15 protein-coding genes and 1 pseudogene are annotated in these 16,465 nt (G+C 39.4%); all 16 read left to right on the top strand.

The genetic code is table 11. The features are described 5' to 3' along the window. The coding region (locus AC2SLT_RS12710) for a hemagglutinin repeat-containing protein (RefSeq protein WP_486548022.1) at nucleotides 1–3,064 on the top strand (3,064 nt) is incomplete at its 5' end. Between the two features lie 27 nt (nucleotides 3,065–3,091). Beyond that, nucleotides 3,092–3,688 carry an imm11 family protein gene (locus AC2SLT_RS12705; RefSeq protein ID WP_486548021.1) on the top strand — a complete coding sequence of 199 codons (597 nt, stop codon included), beginning with the start codon at nucleotides 3,092–3,094 and terminating at the stop codon, nucleotides 3,686–3,688. A 172-nt stretch (nucleotides 3,689–3,860) separates the two neighbouring features. After that, nucleotides 3,861–7,796: a polymorphic toxin-type HINT domain-containing protein gene (locus AC2SLT_RS12700; RefSeq protein WP_486548020.1), complete on the top strand. Its 3,936-nt coding sequence runs from the start codon at nucleotides 3,861–3,863 to the stop codon at nucleotides 7,794–7,796. A gap of 2 nt (nucleotides 7,797–7,798) precedes the next feature. After that, nucleotides 7,799–8,203 carry a hypothetical protein gene (locus AC2SLT_RS12695; protein ID WP_486548019.1) on the top strand — a complete coding sequence of 135 codons (405 nt, stop codon included), beginning with the start codon at nucleotides 7,799–7,801 and terminating at the stop codon, nucleotides 8,201–8,203. Between the two features lie 87 nt (nucleotides 8,204–8,290). Then, on the top strand, nucleotides 8,291–8,392 hold the full coding sequence (locus AC2SLT_RS12690) for a colicin E3/pyocin S6 family cytotoxin (RefSeq protein ID WP_486548023.1): 102 nt from the start codon (nucleotides 8,291–8,293) through the stop codon (nucleotides 8,390–8,392). 1 nt (nucleotide 8,393) lies between these two features. Next, nucleotides 8,394–9,326 (top strand): hypothetical protein, encoded by a 933-nt coding sequence (locus tag AC2SLT_RS12685; protein ID WP_486548018.1) that lies wholly within the window; start codon nucleotides 8,394–8,396, stop codon nucleotides 9,324–9,326. A 283-nt stretch (nucleotides 9,327–9,609) separates the two neighbouring features. Beyond that, nucleotides 9,610–10,077, top strand: coding sequence for an endonuclease V (locus AC2SLT_RS12680; protein WP_486548017.1), 468 nt, complete (start codon nucleotides 9,610–9,612; stop codon nucleotides 10,075–10,077). A 169-nt stretch (nucleotides 10,078–10,246) separates the two neighbouring features. Next, nucleotides 10,247–12,859, top strand: a complete 2,613-nt coding sequence (locus AC2SLT_RS12675; RefSeq protein WP_486548016.1) for a colicin E5-related ribonuclease — start codon at nucleotides 10,247–10,249, stop codon at nucleotides 12,857–12,859. Between the two features lie 12 nt (nucleotides 12,860–12,871). Continuing rightward, the gene (locus tag AC2SLT_RS12670; RefSeq protein WP_486548015.1) at nucleotides 12,872–13,240 is read left to right on the top strand and encodes a hypothetical protein; all 369 of its coding nucleotides are present in this window, start codon (nucleotides 12,872–12,874) and stop codon (nucleotides 13,238–13,240) included. Between the two features lie 204 nt (nucleotides 13,241–13,444). Beyond that, on the top strand, nucleotides 13,445–14,434 hold the full coding sequence (locus tag AC2SLT_RS12665) for a hypothetical protein (RefSeq protein WP_486548014.1): 990 nt from the start codon (nucleotides 13,445–13,447) through the stop codon (nucleotides 14,432–14,434). Next, nucleotides 14,421–14,906 carry a hypothetical protein gene (locus tag AC2SLT_RS12660; protein WP_486548013.1) on the top strand — a complete coding sequence of 162 codons (486 nt, stop codon included), beginning with the start codon at nucleotides 14,421–14,423 and terminating at the stop codon, nucleotides 14,904–14,906. The genes AC2SLT_RS12665 and AC2SLT_RS12660 overlap by 14 nt, the downstream gene beginning before the upstream one ends. Before the next feature lie 74 nt (nucleotides 14,907–14,980). After that, on the top strand, nucleotides 14,981–15,112 hold the full coding sequence (locus AC2SLT_RS12655; protein ID WP_486548012.1) for a DNA/RNA non-specific endonuclease: 132 nt from the start codon (nucleotides 14,981–14,983) through the stop codon (nucleotides 15,110–15,112). A gap of 12 nt (nucleotides 15,113–15,124) precedes the next feature. Next, entirely contained in the window at nucleotides 15,125–15,280 is a 156-nt protein-coding gene (locus AC2SLT_RS12650) for a hypothetical protein (protein WP_486548011.1), read from the top strand. A gap of 14 nt (nucleotides 15,281–15,294) precedes the next feature. Beyond that, nucleotides 15,295–15,675: an immunity protein YezG family protein gene (locus AC2SLT_RS12645; RefSeq protein ID WP_486548010.1), complete on the top strand. Its 381-nt coding sequence runs from the start codon at nucleotides 15,295–15,297 to the stop codon at nucleotides 15,673–15,675. 252 nt (nucleotides 15,676–15,927) lie between these two features. Beyond that, nucleotides 15,928–16,179: a hypothetical protein gene (locus AC2SLT_RS12640; RefSeq protein WP_486548009.1), complete on the top strand. Its 252-nt coding sequence runs from the start codon at nucleotides 15,928–15,930 to the stop codon at nucleotides 16,177–16,179. A 1-nt stretch (nucleotide 16,180) separates the two neighbouring features. Next, a pseudogene (locus AC2SLT_RS12635) lies at nucleotides 16,181–16,465 on the top strand (hypothetical protein); the annotation flags it as partial.

Genomic DNA, 16,465 nt, shown 5'->3' with positions numbered 1-16,465 from the left:
AGACAGTAATATCAACATCAATGCCAGTGACATCAGTGTCGCTAATAATGCCCTATTTAAAACAGACAATGATTTAAATATAAACGGCGTGGCACAAACCGAGCAAACACGCAGCAACAACAAAAGCTCAAGCTTTGGAATAGGGGCTTATGCCGCTACTAACCCAGGTGGAGAGACAAGCGCAGGTATCACCCTTAACGCCAGTGGCGCTAAAGGCCATGCCAACAGTAACGCAACCACTTATGCCAACAGTCACATCAATGTGGGCGGCACCACCACATTAGATATCGGCAATGATGTCAATATCAAAGGCGGTGTACTCACCACAGACACACTCACAGGGCAAGTGGCAGGGGATCTAAACGCAGAGAGCCTGCAAGACACTTACAAGTATGACAGCAAGCAGAAAAATGCAGGGTTTAGTGCCGATATTGACATAGTTGGTAAGGGTAAAGGCTCTAACCTATCTATCAACGGTGGTAGGACTAACCTTGATGCCGACTATGCCGCCGTCACTGAGCAAACGGGTATTTACACTCAGCAATCAGACTTAAAGGTTGGCGGCAAAGGCAGCTTTAAAGGCGCCGCGTTCACCACAGCCTCAATTGATGACAACCAGACTGTCTTTGCTCAAGGTATAGACACCTCAGATATCCAAAACCATAGTAACTATGACGGTGAAGCCATAGCAGTTGGCGTAAGCTTGGGTCAGTCTAACGGAAAAGCCTCAGCTAATATGCAAGGCATTGGCTATGGCAGTGATGGTGACAGTCAAACCAGTACAACCAAAGCTGGTGTAACAGGTATGGCAGGGCAGTCTGATGTGACCACGGCTACCAAAGATAGCTTAAATGAGATGTTGGTTAATAGTTTTGATGCCAGTACCGTTAATGAGGAGCTTGGGGCTCAGGTTGAAATTACGAGAGCGTTTGATCAAGAGCGTCGTAAGATAAAGATAGAGCTTAATAAAGATGAGCAAAAGCTTCGAGATGCCGCAAAAGAGCAAGAAGCATTAGGTAATTACACAGCGAGAGATGCTTTACTAGAACAAGCAAACGATATACAACAAAAAGCTTTATTGTTTGACGGTATCAGCAGTGCTTTATACGGACCAAACGCTAATGGTGCAACAGGTTATGTTGCCAAAGCGGTAAGTCCCCAAGTGGCTTATAAAATTGGACAATACTTTAAAGACAATGACGTTCAAAATGAGATAAATCAAAATACAGAGCTTGCAGGGGTTAACAGCCCACAGCATCTACTCGCCCATGCCCTATTAGGAGCAGCGGTAAGTGCTGCTACAGGTAACGATGCCTTAACAGGGGGCATATCTGCAAGCTCAGGGGAGGTTACTGCTACCTTATTGTCAAAATATATCTATAAAGTAGAAGATCCAAGTGAGCTAACCGCTGAACAAAAGGATACGATTAGCAATATCACTACCTTAGCGGGTGTAGCAATAGGCGCTTCGACAGGTGAAGTCACGGATGCGGTGAATGCGGGGGAAACTGCTAAGGTGGCGGTTGAGGATAATGCGGGTGCATATGGAGGAAACGATTTAAAAAATATAAAGGAAAGTAAACAGGTATTATTAGACTGCAGGAACTCTACAAGTTCGAGATGTGTCAAAGCTATAGACGATTTAATGTACATAGCTACTAGCAGTTGGAAAGATATCGGATTGAAAAACTCTGCAACCTCTGAATTATATAAATATCCAGAAATAGTTAAAGCATGGGCAAAACAAAAGGAAAAGGCCTTTTTAGCTGCAAATAATAGTTTCACTACAAAATATATAGGTCCCATGGTACAGACTGCAGGCGGTCTAGTAGAATTCGTTGGAGCTATAGTAGTAGGCGGAATAACTTGTTCAGAAACGCTGGGTGCAGGATGTGCTATGGCTGCTGGTGGTGCTTATATAGGTGCTGATGATGTTTTTACAGGACTTAGAAATTTTGGCAAAACTGGTATAGAGCAAAATCCTAATATAATTCTTGATCAATTAAAATCTGCAGGATTTACTAAAAGTCAAGCCGAAACAATGCTATTTACGGCTGGTATTCTTTTTGGAGGAGGTTCATCATATATTGCTAAAAATACAGTAAAAATAAGCGGTACTAATCCTTTACAGATGCCTAATGTACAGATTAATGGTGGAGGCATGACGAATGGATTAGATCTTAATAGAATATGTAATGGCACTTACTGCTTCACCGCAGGTACATTAATTCATACTATTAATGGTTTAAAACCGATAGAAAAGATTGAACGTGGTGAGTTGGTTTGGTCACGAGAAGAATTTGGTGAGAAGTACGACTATCGCCCTGTTGTCGCAACTAAAGTTACACCCAATATTCCGATTTATGAAGTTAAAGTACAGCATGACAATGGCTTAGAAGAAACCTTCAGCACCACCGAAGAGCATCCATTCTGGATAGACGGTCAAGGCTGGCGTAAAGCTTCTATCTTAGAAGCAGGAATGAAGTTACTGGATAAACACGGTAAAGCAACTGCTACTGTGATTAGCCAAACAGCTTTAGAGGAAACAGATACTGTTTACAACTTTGAAGTACAAGAGTTTAGTACGTATCATATTGGTGAACTTGGTGTTTGGGTTCATAATGACAAGTGCTGCCAACTTATTAAAGATATATATCGTAAGGCAGATGTTAATAGTACAGCTTCATTAACCTTAGGTAGAGAACATAGTGGCACTATACTACAACGAAACCTAAGTAATGCAGGCGTTCCGAAACCAAAAGGTACTCAAGCACACCATATAGTAGGAAGATCTACTCAGGCAGGTAGAGATACTCAAGATCTATTGAAGAAACTTGATATAGATGTTAATGCGCCTGCTAACGGCGTTTACCTACCAGGATGTGGCACCTCTGGGGCTTCGGGTATGATACATTGTGGGAGGCATACGAGGGCATATGAAGAAGCTGTTTGGAATGATTTGCAACACGTGACATCTAAACAAGAAGCTATCAAAGAATTACAAAGCATTAGAAATCAATTATTAGATAATACTTACACCCCATTAAATAGACGTTCGCAATAATATTTAAATAAATAGTAGGAAATTTATATGATATATAAATGGTTTAACCCAGACATGAAATATGCAGATTATGGTGGAAAAGAGGAGTCGGATAAAAGTGCTATCAGATGGGATAGCCCCATTTTAGGAGACCCACTACCACCACTATCAGAATGGAGAACGCCTCTATTGGTACAATATATAGCAGATGGACAGACAAAAAACAAAATCATTAGTGATTGTGTTTCATCAGGGGTTAAAAAATTAATCAGTCAAAAAGCGGTGGATGCGCTGTCGGATATTTGGCGAAAACATGCCACGCTATACCCTGTTAAATTAGAAGACAAACCAGACACTCCCTATTACATGGTGGTGGTGAACACAGTGATTGATGCTATTGACCGTCAGCAATCAAAAGGCAAGATACAAACTTCTGGTAAAAATGCAGGAAAAGGTTATTTCGGAAGTATGACTAAATGGGTTTTTCGAGAAGATGAGATAGGTGATAACTGTATGTTTGTGTTACCTGATAGTGCGACAAGTATTTATGTAACAGACGAATTTAAACAAAGAGTGATTGATGCAGGGTTAACTGGGTTTGGTTTTGTTAAAGAACCTTATGATGAAGATCCTTTTATTACTTGAATAAAAGCTATCAAGATCAAGACGATTTAAATTAGACAAGAAAAGAGGCGAAGATATATTTTATATTGTCGTCTTTATTTATAATCTTCAGCACCACCGAAGAGCATCCGTTCTGGATTGACGGACAAGGTTGGCTTAAAGCCTCTAATCTTGAAGTAAGAATGAAGCTACCATGATTGGTGGTACAGCCAACCTTGGTACTCTTAACATCGATAACCTAAACAATCTTACCCTAACATCAGGCACCAACACCACAACCACCAGCAGCAACAGCAAAACCAACGCCCAAACCGCCAGCATCAACACCGCAGGCAACGTAAGCTTAGGATTAAGCACCCAAAAGAGCGACTCCCAAAGTCGTAGCACCACCCAAACCAATACTAATCTTAATGTTGGTAGCCTAAAGGGTCATGCCGATACCACCACCTTAAATGGCGGACGTATTGACATAAGTGGCGCAAGTGAAGGTAGCTATACCACAAATAAACTTCACATTGAAACCGTACAAAACACCAGTGAAAGCAGTAACAACAGCTCAGGAGCTAATATCGGTATCAATGCCAACATAACCACAGGCACTCCTATACCGACAGGGGGCAGTCTAGGGGCCAATAAAGCAAAAGGCAGCTCACAAAGCAGCATAGCCAGTGAACAAAGCGGCATCATCGATAGAGGTAACAAGCAATCCTTCACAGTAGGCGATACCACCAACATAGGCGGTATCATCGCCAATATCCAAACTGATAGCGATGGCAACCAAAGCAATGGCACACTTAACTTCACTACCGACACCTTAACGACCCAAGATATCACCAACACTGCCATCAATGATCAGCGCAACCTAGGCGGTAGTATAGGCGTAGGTACAGGGAAACAAGGTCAAAGCATTAACAATGTAGGCATACAAGTTGGCAATAATGCCAATGAGTTTGAAAGTAAAACGCTGGCGACCGTAGGCGAAGGCGCTATCGTCACCAGTGATGCGATAACAGGCAAAGATAGCCTAGCGGGTGTCAACCGTGATGCACTCAATACCGAAATTATCATTAAAGATCAACAAACCGCAGGGCTTGATGTCGATGCCAATATTGATGCGAGAGTGTTTACTGAGGCGGGTCGAGATGAGATTATCGATGAGCAGAAGGAGCTTGGGAAGAATGTTAAGACTATCGGTAAAATAACCGCGTCATCGGGACTTCAAGCAGTGGCAACAGTAGGTAGCTTTGTCCAAGGTGACCAGAGTGTATCTCAAGCTATTAATAGTGCGAAAGTTCCAGCAAGGATGGCTGCCGTTGTCGCTAATAACCCTAATGTAGGTGCGGTTATACAGGCTTACAAAGAAGGTAATTATGATGCGCTGCTTAATAGCCAAGAAGCAATCCAAGTACTTGTAGATAGCACAGGGTTAAGTACTGATGTCATAATTACCACACTAACTCAAAAGCTACAGGCAAGAGGCGCTACCAATACCCAAATCCTAGCAATAGATAGTGCGCTTGAAAATCGTTCTGATGTAATTAAGGTTGTGGGTCATGAGGTGAGTCATGACTATGGCGTAGAAGACGAATGGTTAGCTGACTTAGCAGGAATAGCAGCAGACTTGAATGTATCAGCTAGTATGGATGCTAATCAAGATAAGATTGGCGAGTATAGAGCCCTGCTTGGAGATGGTAAAGATGCGGTAACGCAAGTTGAAAACAAAGAGTTGCTTGAGTCAAATGATGCTGTATTAGCTAAAGCTATTAAGGAGGATCCAGATAGTTTTGATTATGATATGACATCATTAAGACAGGATATTAATCTTCTTAGATTTGTGAATAATGATGCAAGACAAGCATATTACAATATGGGTAAGTCACAAGAGGCGGCATACTATGCAGGATCACAAGCTGCACTTAAGAAATTAGGCCAAGATATAGCTAATATGCCGCAAGATATTAAAGATTTATACTATGCGGCTTTACAAGACCCTATTGGAGTAACAAAACAAATTGCCCAAGCGCTTGCAAACCTTCCTGTAGAATATGCTGGTTTGGCAAAAGATATTGCTTATGCAGATTTGCTAGGAACGACCAATGACGACTTCTATTTAGCAGGACAAGCAGAAACGACTATAGCATTTGAGGCTATATTAGGACTCACTAGTAGTGGTATTGGAATAACTGCCAAAAAGACAGTAAATAAAGCTGGAGACATCATTAATGACATAGATTTAAATTTTCCTAATAAACGAAATGATAGCGGATCAGATAGCAATCCACTAACTACATACAAACAACCGAATGTAAATGGTGTTAATAGTAAAGACTTAAAATCAGCTACTGAATATAATAATAATACAGATAAATTTAACAGCAATTATGAGGCAGAAACGGCAACTCGACTTAATCGATATGATCAAATAATAGATAATGCTAAGAAACAACAGAACTATATTGCTATTGAGAAAAGTAATTTAGATTATAATAGCAATGAATTGGCTTTGTTAATAGAAGAACAAGGTTTAAAAGGTTCTAGTAATCAGTCAAGTGATGTCATACCTCAAAATAACCGAAGCTCTTATAACAATTTAAATAACACTATACCCTCTAACCATATAACATCACCTCGAAACTCAGGTCTAATAACTGCTGCAGACTACAAATCTGAGAATGGACAAATGGTTCCCATACAAGGAACTACTAATAGGGGCGGCCAATATGAGCTTTATATTCAAGGAGCCGATGTATTAGTGAAGGATAAAGCGACTAATTCAGTCAGTGCACTACCACCAATTGTAATACCCACAGGTTATGAAAAATATAATCCTTCAGAGATTTTTGTACCTTACTTAGGAGGTAGAAAAATTGATAATACGACTATTATCAATCAAGAGGGTCATATACTATGGCCTAATGGTTACGGAAGTGATGGCAATAGCTTTTTTCCTATTTTTGTAGATAGTCGGGGTAATCAATTTTCTTCAGATCAAAAACAAAGTATCGATAATTATGTGAGTACACCATCTGCTGATAATAGTTATAGACCAACAAGCAACTCTACTTATCCTTCTAATGGTGGGGGTGGTGCAACTCGTGTAGATAATCCCCCTACAGCCCTACGAGCTATTGACTGCTCATTTCGTGGTGACATGGAAGTCATGACCATAAATGGCTACAAGCCTATTGAGCAAGTACAAATAGGCGACATGGTCTGGTCACGCAATCAAATAACAGGACTGATGAGCTTTAATAAAGTCCTACAGACCATGAATAGTATCGACCCTGATACTGCCTATGTGACCATTACAGATGCCAACGGTAATAGCCAAACCATCGTATCGGACAGTCTGCACCCTTACTTTGCCCAATATGGAAATGACTTAACGCCTGCAAAGCCGTCTCTCGAGAAAGATTACCTAGGCAACATCCAAAACGCTTACTGGATTAATGCCTCTGATTTAGAAGTGGGTTATCGAGTCTTAGATGACGACGGTGACTGGCAAACCATCACTAAAGTAGTGGTAGAACAAGTACCGCTTGATAGTTATAACTTAGAGGTTAATATAGATCACACCTTCTTTATCCGTGGTTTAGGTGGGCTTGATGGTATTTGGGTTCATAATAAAGACTGTTGGACAAGCATTCCTGATGATGCAACGCCTACGGGTAAAACAACACCAGATGGTCGTCCTTATCATACATTTACTGATCCACAAACAGGAGATAGAGTTACCGCTTATCAAGGTCTTGATGGACGCTGGTATAATCCTAAAACTTATGCGCCTGATGATGTTAAGGCTCAGCAAAGAGCTAGTTCATATAACCCCTTTCCGAATCGAGACGGTGCTAGAGCTGTACCAGGGAGGGTATACTATGAGACTGATGGGCAAGCGTTTGAAGCGGCTAAGAGTATGGGCTATACAAAAAAAATTACTCGTCGAGGTGGTCCAGCTGCTTTTTTAAATCCAAAAACAGGAAAAGTTATTTCTCGTGATATAGGAAGTGGAGACGGCAAAGGTGCTCACAATGGAGGGGTTTGGAAGCAAGCAAATTCCGTAGAAGGTTTAGGTAGTAAGCAGACGCGTAATGGAACTTATGACGCTAACATGGCTAAAATAGGAGACTAACGATGCATATAAATGAATACAAAGAGTGCGAAGAAATATTTTGGAATGAAAACTCTTTTTACCATGCATTACATGAAGAGCGTATTTGGAAAGTCGAGAAATATTGGAGTTTGGAATATTATCTTATTAAATTGGCTAGTAGTTTAGGTGAAACTAAGGTATTACACAGAGAGCTTGCAGCAAATCTACATTATTTAAGTCGTGGTATAAACGTTGTAATAGAAAATCAGAAACTGCCTTCAAGTTACTGGGAAGCAAGTAGTTTAAAATTAAAAAACTTCAATGAGGATGAGGGATATGAATGTATAGATCGCTTTAATCATATTATGCAAATAATTTGGGGTAGAATTCCTTTAGAGTATGGAGATACACTACTCAAAAATCCTCTAATAAAAAGAGGCGACTAGCAGACAAGGCTGGGCTAGAAGCCCAGCTTTTTTAGGTCTGAATAAACAGTACCAATATTAAAAGCTGCATAAGGCGTTTATAAGCCTATTACATATAATGATGGCGGTAAATTACGTAGAAGATGGAAAGATAATAAAGGTAGAGTCAATCCAGCTGATAGTGTGAATGGTTTTGTTAGGGAAGAATAATATGAATAACATGCTCAGACTCAAATCAACGTTACTAACCCAAGTAGATAATAAATGGTATTACCAAGGTATGCTATTTACAGGGGTTATCTTTTTTGATAAAGAAGACAGTCAAATAGCGCCCTTTATCGTTCATAACGGTACTATTACTGAACCATATATATCTCTATGTATAGAAAGTCCGCCTTCAATAATGCAGGTTGATCAGTCAGCTATACATAGTCCAGACTGTCATTATGATCAGTTGCCAGACTGTTGGAATGATGTACGATTGTGTTATCAGGATAAGTCATATGCGGGAATGGTGTATGACTTTGTAGAGGGAAAATGTCTGTATGAAAACTATATCACCGATGATGGTTATTCTGGGAATCATATAACTTGGAATACAGACAGTCTTTTACCAGTAAGTTTTGAATTATTTTATAAACCTGACGGATTAACATATAGTTATGATGGGTTTAGAGTAGATGAGGTATTTTTTTCTTATGTAGATTGGCGAAACATGGAAGAAGTAGAGCAGATTAGAATAAAATATAATCCAGTTACTAAAAATATTGGAGAATTCTCTGCGACTAAAAGCGTTTTACAAGACAAACCCTATACAAGTTGTCCAATACCTTTACCTGACGTATATAAGATGATCGATAGTTATCAAACTTTTACTTTTGATGAATTTATGATATTAGGATTCGATAAAAATATTATCAATGAGCTATTTGAGATATGGTCAAATAATGATAGTTTTCAGGATATTAAAAAATTATTAATCAATGGGTTAGATGGGCTAGATGGATTGGCAAATTTTAGTATCTTTAATAACAAGCAGGTGTTTGGTTCATTAACAGAAATAATTCTTATGGGAGGTAGTTCGTTAGAAACAAAAGAAAAGCTTAAAGCGACTGTTACTAACCTTAAAGTAAGGTCTTACTAACTTCAAAATAAGGTCAGTCTAATATTAGGGCGTGTCCCTATTTGCAAATTACATGAGTTATGGACTAAAAATGGCTATATTTTCGCCAAACTGTGTCTAACTTCTAGCTAATATATGCATATTATCTTCGAAATCATCCGTGTTTGACAAAAATCTATCTCATTTTTAGTCTCATAATCCAATTAGGGACACGCCCTAGTTAAAAGAGTATTGTCTGATTAAAAAAATAGACGATGTTGTTTATGACCAATTACTGAGCTTAAACTCATCTAAAGGAATTCCATTGATTTATCTAATCCTAGACGTCCACTATCAAACCGACCTTACAACGCAAACCGAGACAGCGAAAGTATCAGGAATACGTTTTCAAGGTGTCGAGTCAAATAGCATACTAAGCGAACATATTGTTATCGTAAATGACGTCGCCCCTTATGAGTCAGGACAGTTCTATAAGCGAGAAATGCCCTGTCTGCTCGCCTTAATTAATCAAATCAACCAAACACATGAGCCATTCGATGTCATTATCATTGATGGCTATGTTTTCTTAGATGGCAAAGAGCAAGCAGGATTAGGCAAATATCTTTATGATAACCTACAAACAAAAAAGCCTGTTATCGGTATCGCCAAAAATCAGTTTAAAGATATTAGTGACACTTATGCGGTATGGCGAGGTATTAGCAAGCATCCGCTTTATGTGACTAGTATCGGCATTAATACAACAGAAGCAAAAAACTTTGTACAGCAACTTTAAGGTAAGCATAGGTTGCCTAACATCATCACTTATGTCGATAGACTGGGGCGCAAATAAAAACTTTGTACAATTGCGTTTATCCTCTTTAATGTCATAGGTCTTCATAGAGCTTGAAAACCGAGAATGGAAACAAAAACAAAAAGGCTATAAAGGTATCGTCAAAGGCTTCATGCAAGTAGCAGGTGCCGTAGGCGGCGCACTAGGTATCACTGATGGTATCACCGTGAGTAAAAGTAGCGGTCATGACACCACCATCACCAGTGAAGAAGTCAGCACTCTAGAAGGCAACAATGTTTTAATAGGTGGCAACACCGTTAACGCCAAAGGTACGCAAATTAACAGCACTGCCGAAGGTGGTCAAACTGTTATATTAGGCAATGATATCAATCTAGGGGTCGCAACTACCGCCAGCAAAACTCAGAACTATGACCAAGAAGAAATAGTGGGCGGTGAAGGCATGAAATTCACTGATGACAGCCTACAGCTTGGCGCAATTGTCAGAACTGATATCGAAGATAGCACCACCATAACATCAGGCACTAATCAAGGCGTAGAAATAAACAGCGATAACATCACTGTACTTGGCGGTATGACGGATGGTAGCCTTACCACCACTGCTGCTAAACTTAATGCCAACACTGAAACAGGTAATCTCGTCTTAGGTGCTAAAACCACCGTCTTAGATGGTATACAAAACACCCAAACCACCACTAATGAGAACACAACAGACACCACCCGCGTCAGTGCCGAAGTGCGTCATATAGCAGTAGATGCTGTTAAAGCTGCTGAACAAGTCAAAGAAGCCACATCCGCACTAGCCGCTGCCAAAAATGAGCTTAGGGATGCCAAAGACAGAGCCGCTCGCGGCGAGCTTAGTCAAGATGCCATCAAAGACTATGAAATCAACCTAGCTGCGGCAACGGTCAATCTAGCTAATGCACAAATTAACCTAGGCAGTACAGCAACCGCAGCAGCGGGCTCCAGCCTTTCAGGTGGCTTTACAGCAGATCTTTCAGGCGAACATAGTAAAACCACCAGCACAGACACCCAAAGCGTAGGCACATGGCAAGGCACCGAACTAAATGCAGCCAACGCCACCTTTGTCGGCGATGACTTTACCATGATTGGTGGTACAGCCAACCTTGGTACTCTTAACATCGATAACCTAAACAATCTTACCCTAACATCAGGCACCAACACCACAACCACCAACAGCAACAGCAAAACCAACGCCCAAACCGCCAGCATCAACACCGCAGGCAACGTAAGCTTAGGATTAAGCACCCAAAAGAGCGACTCCCAAAGTCTTAGCACCACCCAAACCAATACTAATCTTAATGTTGGTAGCCTAAAGGGTCATGCCGATACCACCACCTTAAATGGCGGCCGTATTGACATAAGTGGCGAAAGTGAAGGTAGCTATACCACAAATAAACTTCACATTGAAACCGTACAAAACACCAGTGAAAGCAGTAACAACAGCAAAGGTGCCAATATCGGCATAAATGCTAACATAGCCACAGGCACACCAATACCGACAGGGGGCAGTCTAGGGGCCAACAAAGCAAAAGGCAGCTCACAAAGCAGCATAGCCAGTGAACAAAGCGGCATCATCGATAGAGGTAACAAGCAATCTATCACAGTAGGCGACACCACCAACATAGGCGGTATCATCGCCAATATCCAAACTGATAGCGATGGCAACCAAAGCAATGGCACACTTAACTTCACCACCGACACCTTAACGACCCAAGATATCACCAACACTGATACTAATGAGCAACGTAGCATTGGAGGAAGTATTGGGGTAGGTACAGGGAAACAAGGTCAAAGCATTAACAACCTTGGCATACAAGTTGGCAATAATGCCAATGAGTTTGAAAGTAAAACGCTGGCGACCGTAGGCGAAGGTGCTATCGTTACCAGTGATGCAATCACAGGCAAAGATAGCCTAGCGGGTGTCAACCGTGATGCACTCAATACCGAAATCATCATCAAAGATCAGCAAACCGCAGGGCTTGATGTTGATGCCAATATTGATGCAAGGGTGTTTACCAAGGCGGGTCGAGATGAGATTATCGATGAGCAGAAGGAGCTATTAGATAACATTGAAACAATAGGAAGCAATGTAGAAGATGCAATTGCTTTAGGTTATGAGACTAGTGAAAATGTCTATAATACTCTTTTAATTTTTAAGAAAATCGAAGAAGTAAGAGCTACCTTAACACCAGAAGAGCAAGTAATCTTTGATAATGAGCTTAAAAAGCTACAAACTAAAGACTCGCTTCAGAATAGTGTAGTACCTATCATACTTGGCGCTGAAGGAGCTGCAGCTGCTGGTGCGGCTACTGCAGGTGGTGTAGCATGTGCTAATTCAGATTGTGCTGAAGGAGTTGTAGAGAGTGCAGTAAAAGCTAACAATGCAGTCAGATCAGTCGTTATATTTAGTGTGTTAATGACTGGTTCAAAAATAGGAGGAATATTTTCGTCTGATAAAGATATAACAATTGATGATAAGGTTAAAGATCAGGTTGAGCCAAGGGGCTGGACAGAAGATGAGATTAAAGATTTGATTGAAAATAATGAACCTTCAGGCTCATCTGTTGATAAGAGGAGCCCTAATAAAACTCCAGATGGTAAGGGTCGTGATGATCCTGCAAGTGTTTATGGTACAAAGGATGGAGGCCATGTTGTAATTAACGATGTCACAGGAGAGGTGGTGCATATCTCTGATAAAAACGATCCAAACTGGGTTCCAGATAGCCGCATTCAATGGAAATAAGGTAAAAGTATTATGACTCCTATGTTTAAAAACGAAAATAATAAAGAACCATCTTGGTTTGATAATGGTAAAGCATATATTCAAAACCGTTTTCAAGAAACTAGACCTCACTATTTAACTATAACCGCTGCTTTGGAAGTCTGTCATATAGCTGCAGATTTTAATTTTTATATCAAACAGTATGAAGGAGGTATATTACATGAGGAAGATGGGCATAAAAGATATGAACCTCGAGATGGTTGGGTAAATAGCTATGCTGGAATCAATTCAGTTAATACAGTTGAGGAAGCACGAAGGAATAACCGAATCGCCTTAGAATTAATTGAACAGGATATTGAAGATGGCTATACAGCATTTAGCATAAAATTAGATGAAGTTTGATTCCATTGCTATTTATTTTTGTATTATATCAAATAAGCCGCCTTAGATTCAGCCAATGAAACCACACAACTAGATATTTATCTGGATAGGGGTGCGCTTGATAGAAGCGATGGCGTCACAGTTGCCAATGGTCAAGTAGAGCCAATAGTAGATGCACCAAGCACGATTAATGTATTAAACGAAGAGATAGCACATAGCAATGGTATGGGTGAGGCGTCCGCCTCAAAAATAGGTAATTTAGGTGAGATAGCTTATAACGTAGGTAAATGGGCAAATAGTGGTGATATCGCTGAGGCGAAGGACAGTATTGACACGACTGCGATTAATAATGCCAATACCGCTCAAGAGCAACAGGAGATGCTGGCTGAAAATAAGGAGCGGTTAGAGACTCAGCAGGAGGCTGGGGATGTGTTTGAGGAGAATCGCAGAGGACGAGTTATAAATCCGCAACAACAGATTAGGCGAGACATTATTGCTTTAGAAACAAGAGCAATACGCAGATACCTTCCAAATTTCAATGGCATTCCGACAATACGTCCTAATAATCAAATTAGCCAAGCTGAGGCGCTAGAATATCAAGCATTTAGTAGATTCCTACAATCTTCAAACAGAACATATCCTAATTTTCAAACTGCTTATCGGGAATTTCAGCGGGAAACAGCTCTACGTCCTCTCCAGCCTGTCCAGCCTAGGACATCATCTACAAATAATGTAGAAGGACTCAATTCTTCATCAGACGTACTTGAGACTTTGTGGAAGCCGATACGGCCTAATGTTAGCTCTCCTAATACTAGGCACAAAATAGATAGTATAGGTGGTAAGAATGTCAGGGCTGGAGATGTAAATACAGTTGTTAGCGGACGGGTCAATATGGAGTTCGATGCTTTACTTATCAGATTAGGCAGCGGTCAGCCATTAAGGGGGCCAAATGGTGAAATGCAAATTGAAATTAATGGCAGAACATATCAAACGCATGCACAAGGAAACAATAATAAATCAAACAAACTGATACCTGTATCCTCACGTAATCCAAATGAGTTTTTTCGATTATCGCGAGGAGAATATAAAAACTTACAGGAAATTGTAAGAAATAATGGAAGTATTGAACAGGTACGTAAGAATTTATCTATACGTAAAGATTTCAATGAAAATGACTTTAATAGAGCTGTAGAGGTATACAATGCAACAAGATAAACTATATGGGTACTATAATATTGATTTTGAAAAAGAGATGAATATTAATGACTTTGAAAAGTTGCTGATAGAAAAATTTCCGACATGTAATATTCATATCGAAAGTGAGGATGAAACCATAGAGCACTGCTTTAATAATGATAATGACAAGTTTGAGATATGGTTGACGGTTGGGTATTTAAAAACAGATGGCATATATGATTTTGAAGATGTAAAAATTAGAGTAATGTTAGATATTATGACTGATTTTGAAGTTATGCCTATAGAAGTAATCATTGCGTTAAAGGAGGTTTCAAGAAAGTTTAATACTAAAATTTACGTCCCTATAAAGGATGTAGATAAGGGTGCCTCCTTCACCTATAGCGATTACACCTTTTGGTGTATTGATAATGATAAAAGAAAAATTGTCTTCGATTCTGAAGAATTTGATATGAATCCCAAGAGTCTATATTGTGATTACATGCCCTTTTAATAGTTTGAAAGCCATCATTTAAATGATGGCTTTTTAAATAAGGGATTTTCTATAAGGTTAATCCATAAATTAAATTGAATGAGATAAGGTTTAATAATGACGAGAATGCAACTGGAGATCATGGTGGTCATTTAATTTCAAGTTCATTAGGCGGTGCAGGTGATAGAATAAATATGGTTCCACAAGCCAGTGCATTGAATCGTTGAAAGTGGAAGGCTATGGAGAACTTTGCTAGAGGAGAGCTTGAGGCTGGTAAAAAAGTTTCTATAAAAATTGAAATGGATTATCCAAATAGTAGTTCTAAAAGACCTCATTTTTTTAGTGTGAAGATAAGTTCAGGTGGAACTATAACGGTATATACTTTTACACAATAATAAGGAGAAAAGTTTTGAAAGATGAATTTAGCGATATATACCATAATATTGGTAGTATATTGATAAAGTATGAAAAACAGGAATACGATTATATTCGTTATTTTACTTACATTCTGGGTTCAGACTTAAGTTCAATGACTTTATTATCTAGTATTAATAATATTGATTCTTATAAATCTGTTAAATTAATAGATATTAAAGCTTTAATGAAACTTATTGTTGAGTTGAGAGATAAGATGTTGGAGTTAACCGGTGATAGAATATGGGGCCTGACTTTTACTCTATATCCTGATGGAAAGTTTGAGATTGAATATGATTATGATAAACCTGAAGATTATGAAGAAACTGATGAGGTTATTACAGGTGAAGAGATTAATCGGACTTTTCTAAAGTAATGAATTGACTTTTCAATGTTTCTATTTCTCAAAAGCTAGGACATATAGTAATGTTGTAGCTTTTTTGTTTATATAATTTTTTTTAACTACTTAAGAACACCCATTATGGATAGACGGCTAGTGTTGGCGTAAGGCTTCTATCCTAGAAGCAGGAATGAAGTTACTGGATAAACACGGTAAAGCAACTGCCACTGTGATTATCCAAATCCAAGCCCTAATACTGGTTATTGGATAGATCAAGCTCAATATGATTTGGTCAAAGCCCACCCTGATAGAGCCAATGATATCTTAGGACTACCTGAAGGCAATCAGGCTAACAGCTTTAAAGTATTTGTCATGCAACCCAAAGCAGGCGAAGCACCAAGAGTGTATCAATCATCCATAGCATCAACGACTAACGCTTCTGGAGTGACCAATGTGGGTAATGCCACCCAAACCATAGTGCCTAACCGTAAATTATGGGCAGAACCAGTAGAAACCAATGACATCATAAAGGTAAAGTAAAATGACGCAATTTAAAATGGACAAAGAAGAAATCAAACAAGCAGCGATTGAATTTAAGCAAGCTCTTATTAATTGGAAATCGAGAGAGAAAATTGAAAGAGTTGTTGCAATACATCGTCCAGAATGGACAGAAGAGGATATTAAAAAATCAATTGAATTTAATACAAGAATGATTAAACCAGTCTTAGAAGCATTTGAGCCTATTTATCGCCTAGCCATAAGAGGAGATATTAATGAGCCATTCGCATTTCAAAGTTATATGATGAGTTATGTCGGTCGAGTGTTA

The organism is Psychrobacter sp. CX18, assembly GCF_057396215.1.
This window is presented reverse-complemented; position numbering and strand designations above follow the sequence as displayed.

Coding starts and splice junctions, on each gene's coding strand:
- AC2SLT_RS12705 (WP_486548021.1), top strand. CDS start 3,092: ATGATATATAAATGGTTTAACCCAGACATGAAATATGCAGATTATGGT.
- AC2SLT_RS12700 (WP_486548020.1), top strand. CDS start 3,861: ATGATTGGTGGTACAGCCAACCTTGGTACTCTTAACATCGATAACCTA.
- AC2SLT_RS12695 (WP_486548019.1), top strand. CDS start 7,799: ATGCATATAAATGAATACAAAGAGTGCGAAGAAATATTTTGGAATGAA.
- AC2SLT_RS12685 (WP_486548018.1), top strand. CDS start 8,394: ATGAATAACATGCTCAGACTCAAATCAACGTTACTAACCCAAGTAGAT.
- AC2SLT_RS12675 (WP_486548016.1), top strand. CDS start 10,247: ATGCAAGTAGCAGGTGCCGTAGGCGGCGCACTAGGTATCACTGATGGT.
- AC2SLT_RS12670 (WP_486548015.1), top strand. CDS start 12,872: ATGACTCCTATGTTTAAAAACGAAAATAATAAAGAACCATCTTGGTTT.
- AC2SLT_RS12665 (WP_486548014.1), top strand. CDS start 13,445: ATGGGTGAGGCGTCCGCCTCAAAAATAGGTAATTTAGGTGAGATAGCT.
- AC2SLT_RS12660 (WP_486548013.1), top strand. CDS start 14,421: ATGCAACAAGATAAACTATATGGGTACTATAATATTGATTTTGAAAAA.
- AC2SLT_RS12650 (WP_486548011.1), top strand. CDS start 15,125: ATGGAGAACTTTGCTAGAGGAGAGCTTGAGGCTGGTAAAAAAGTTTCT.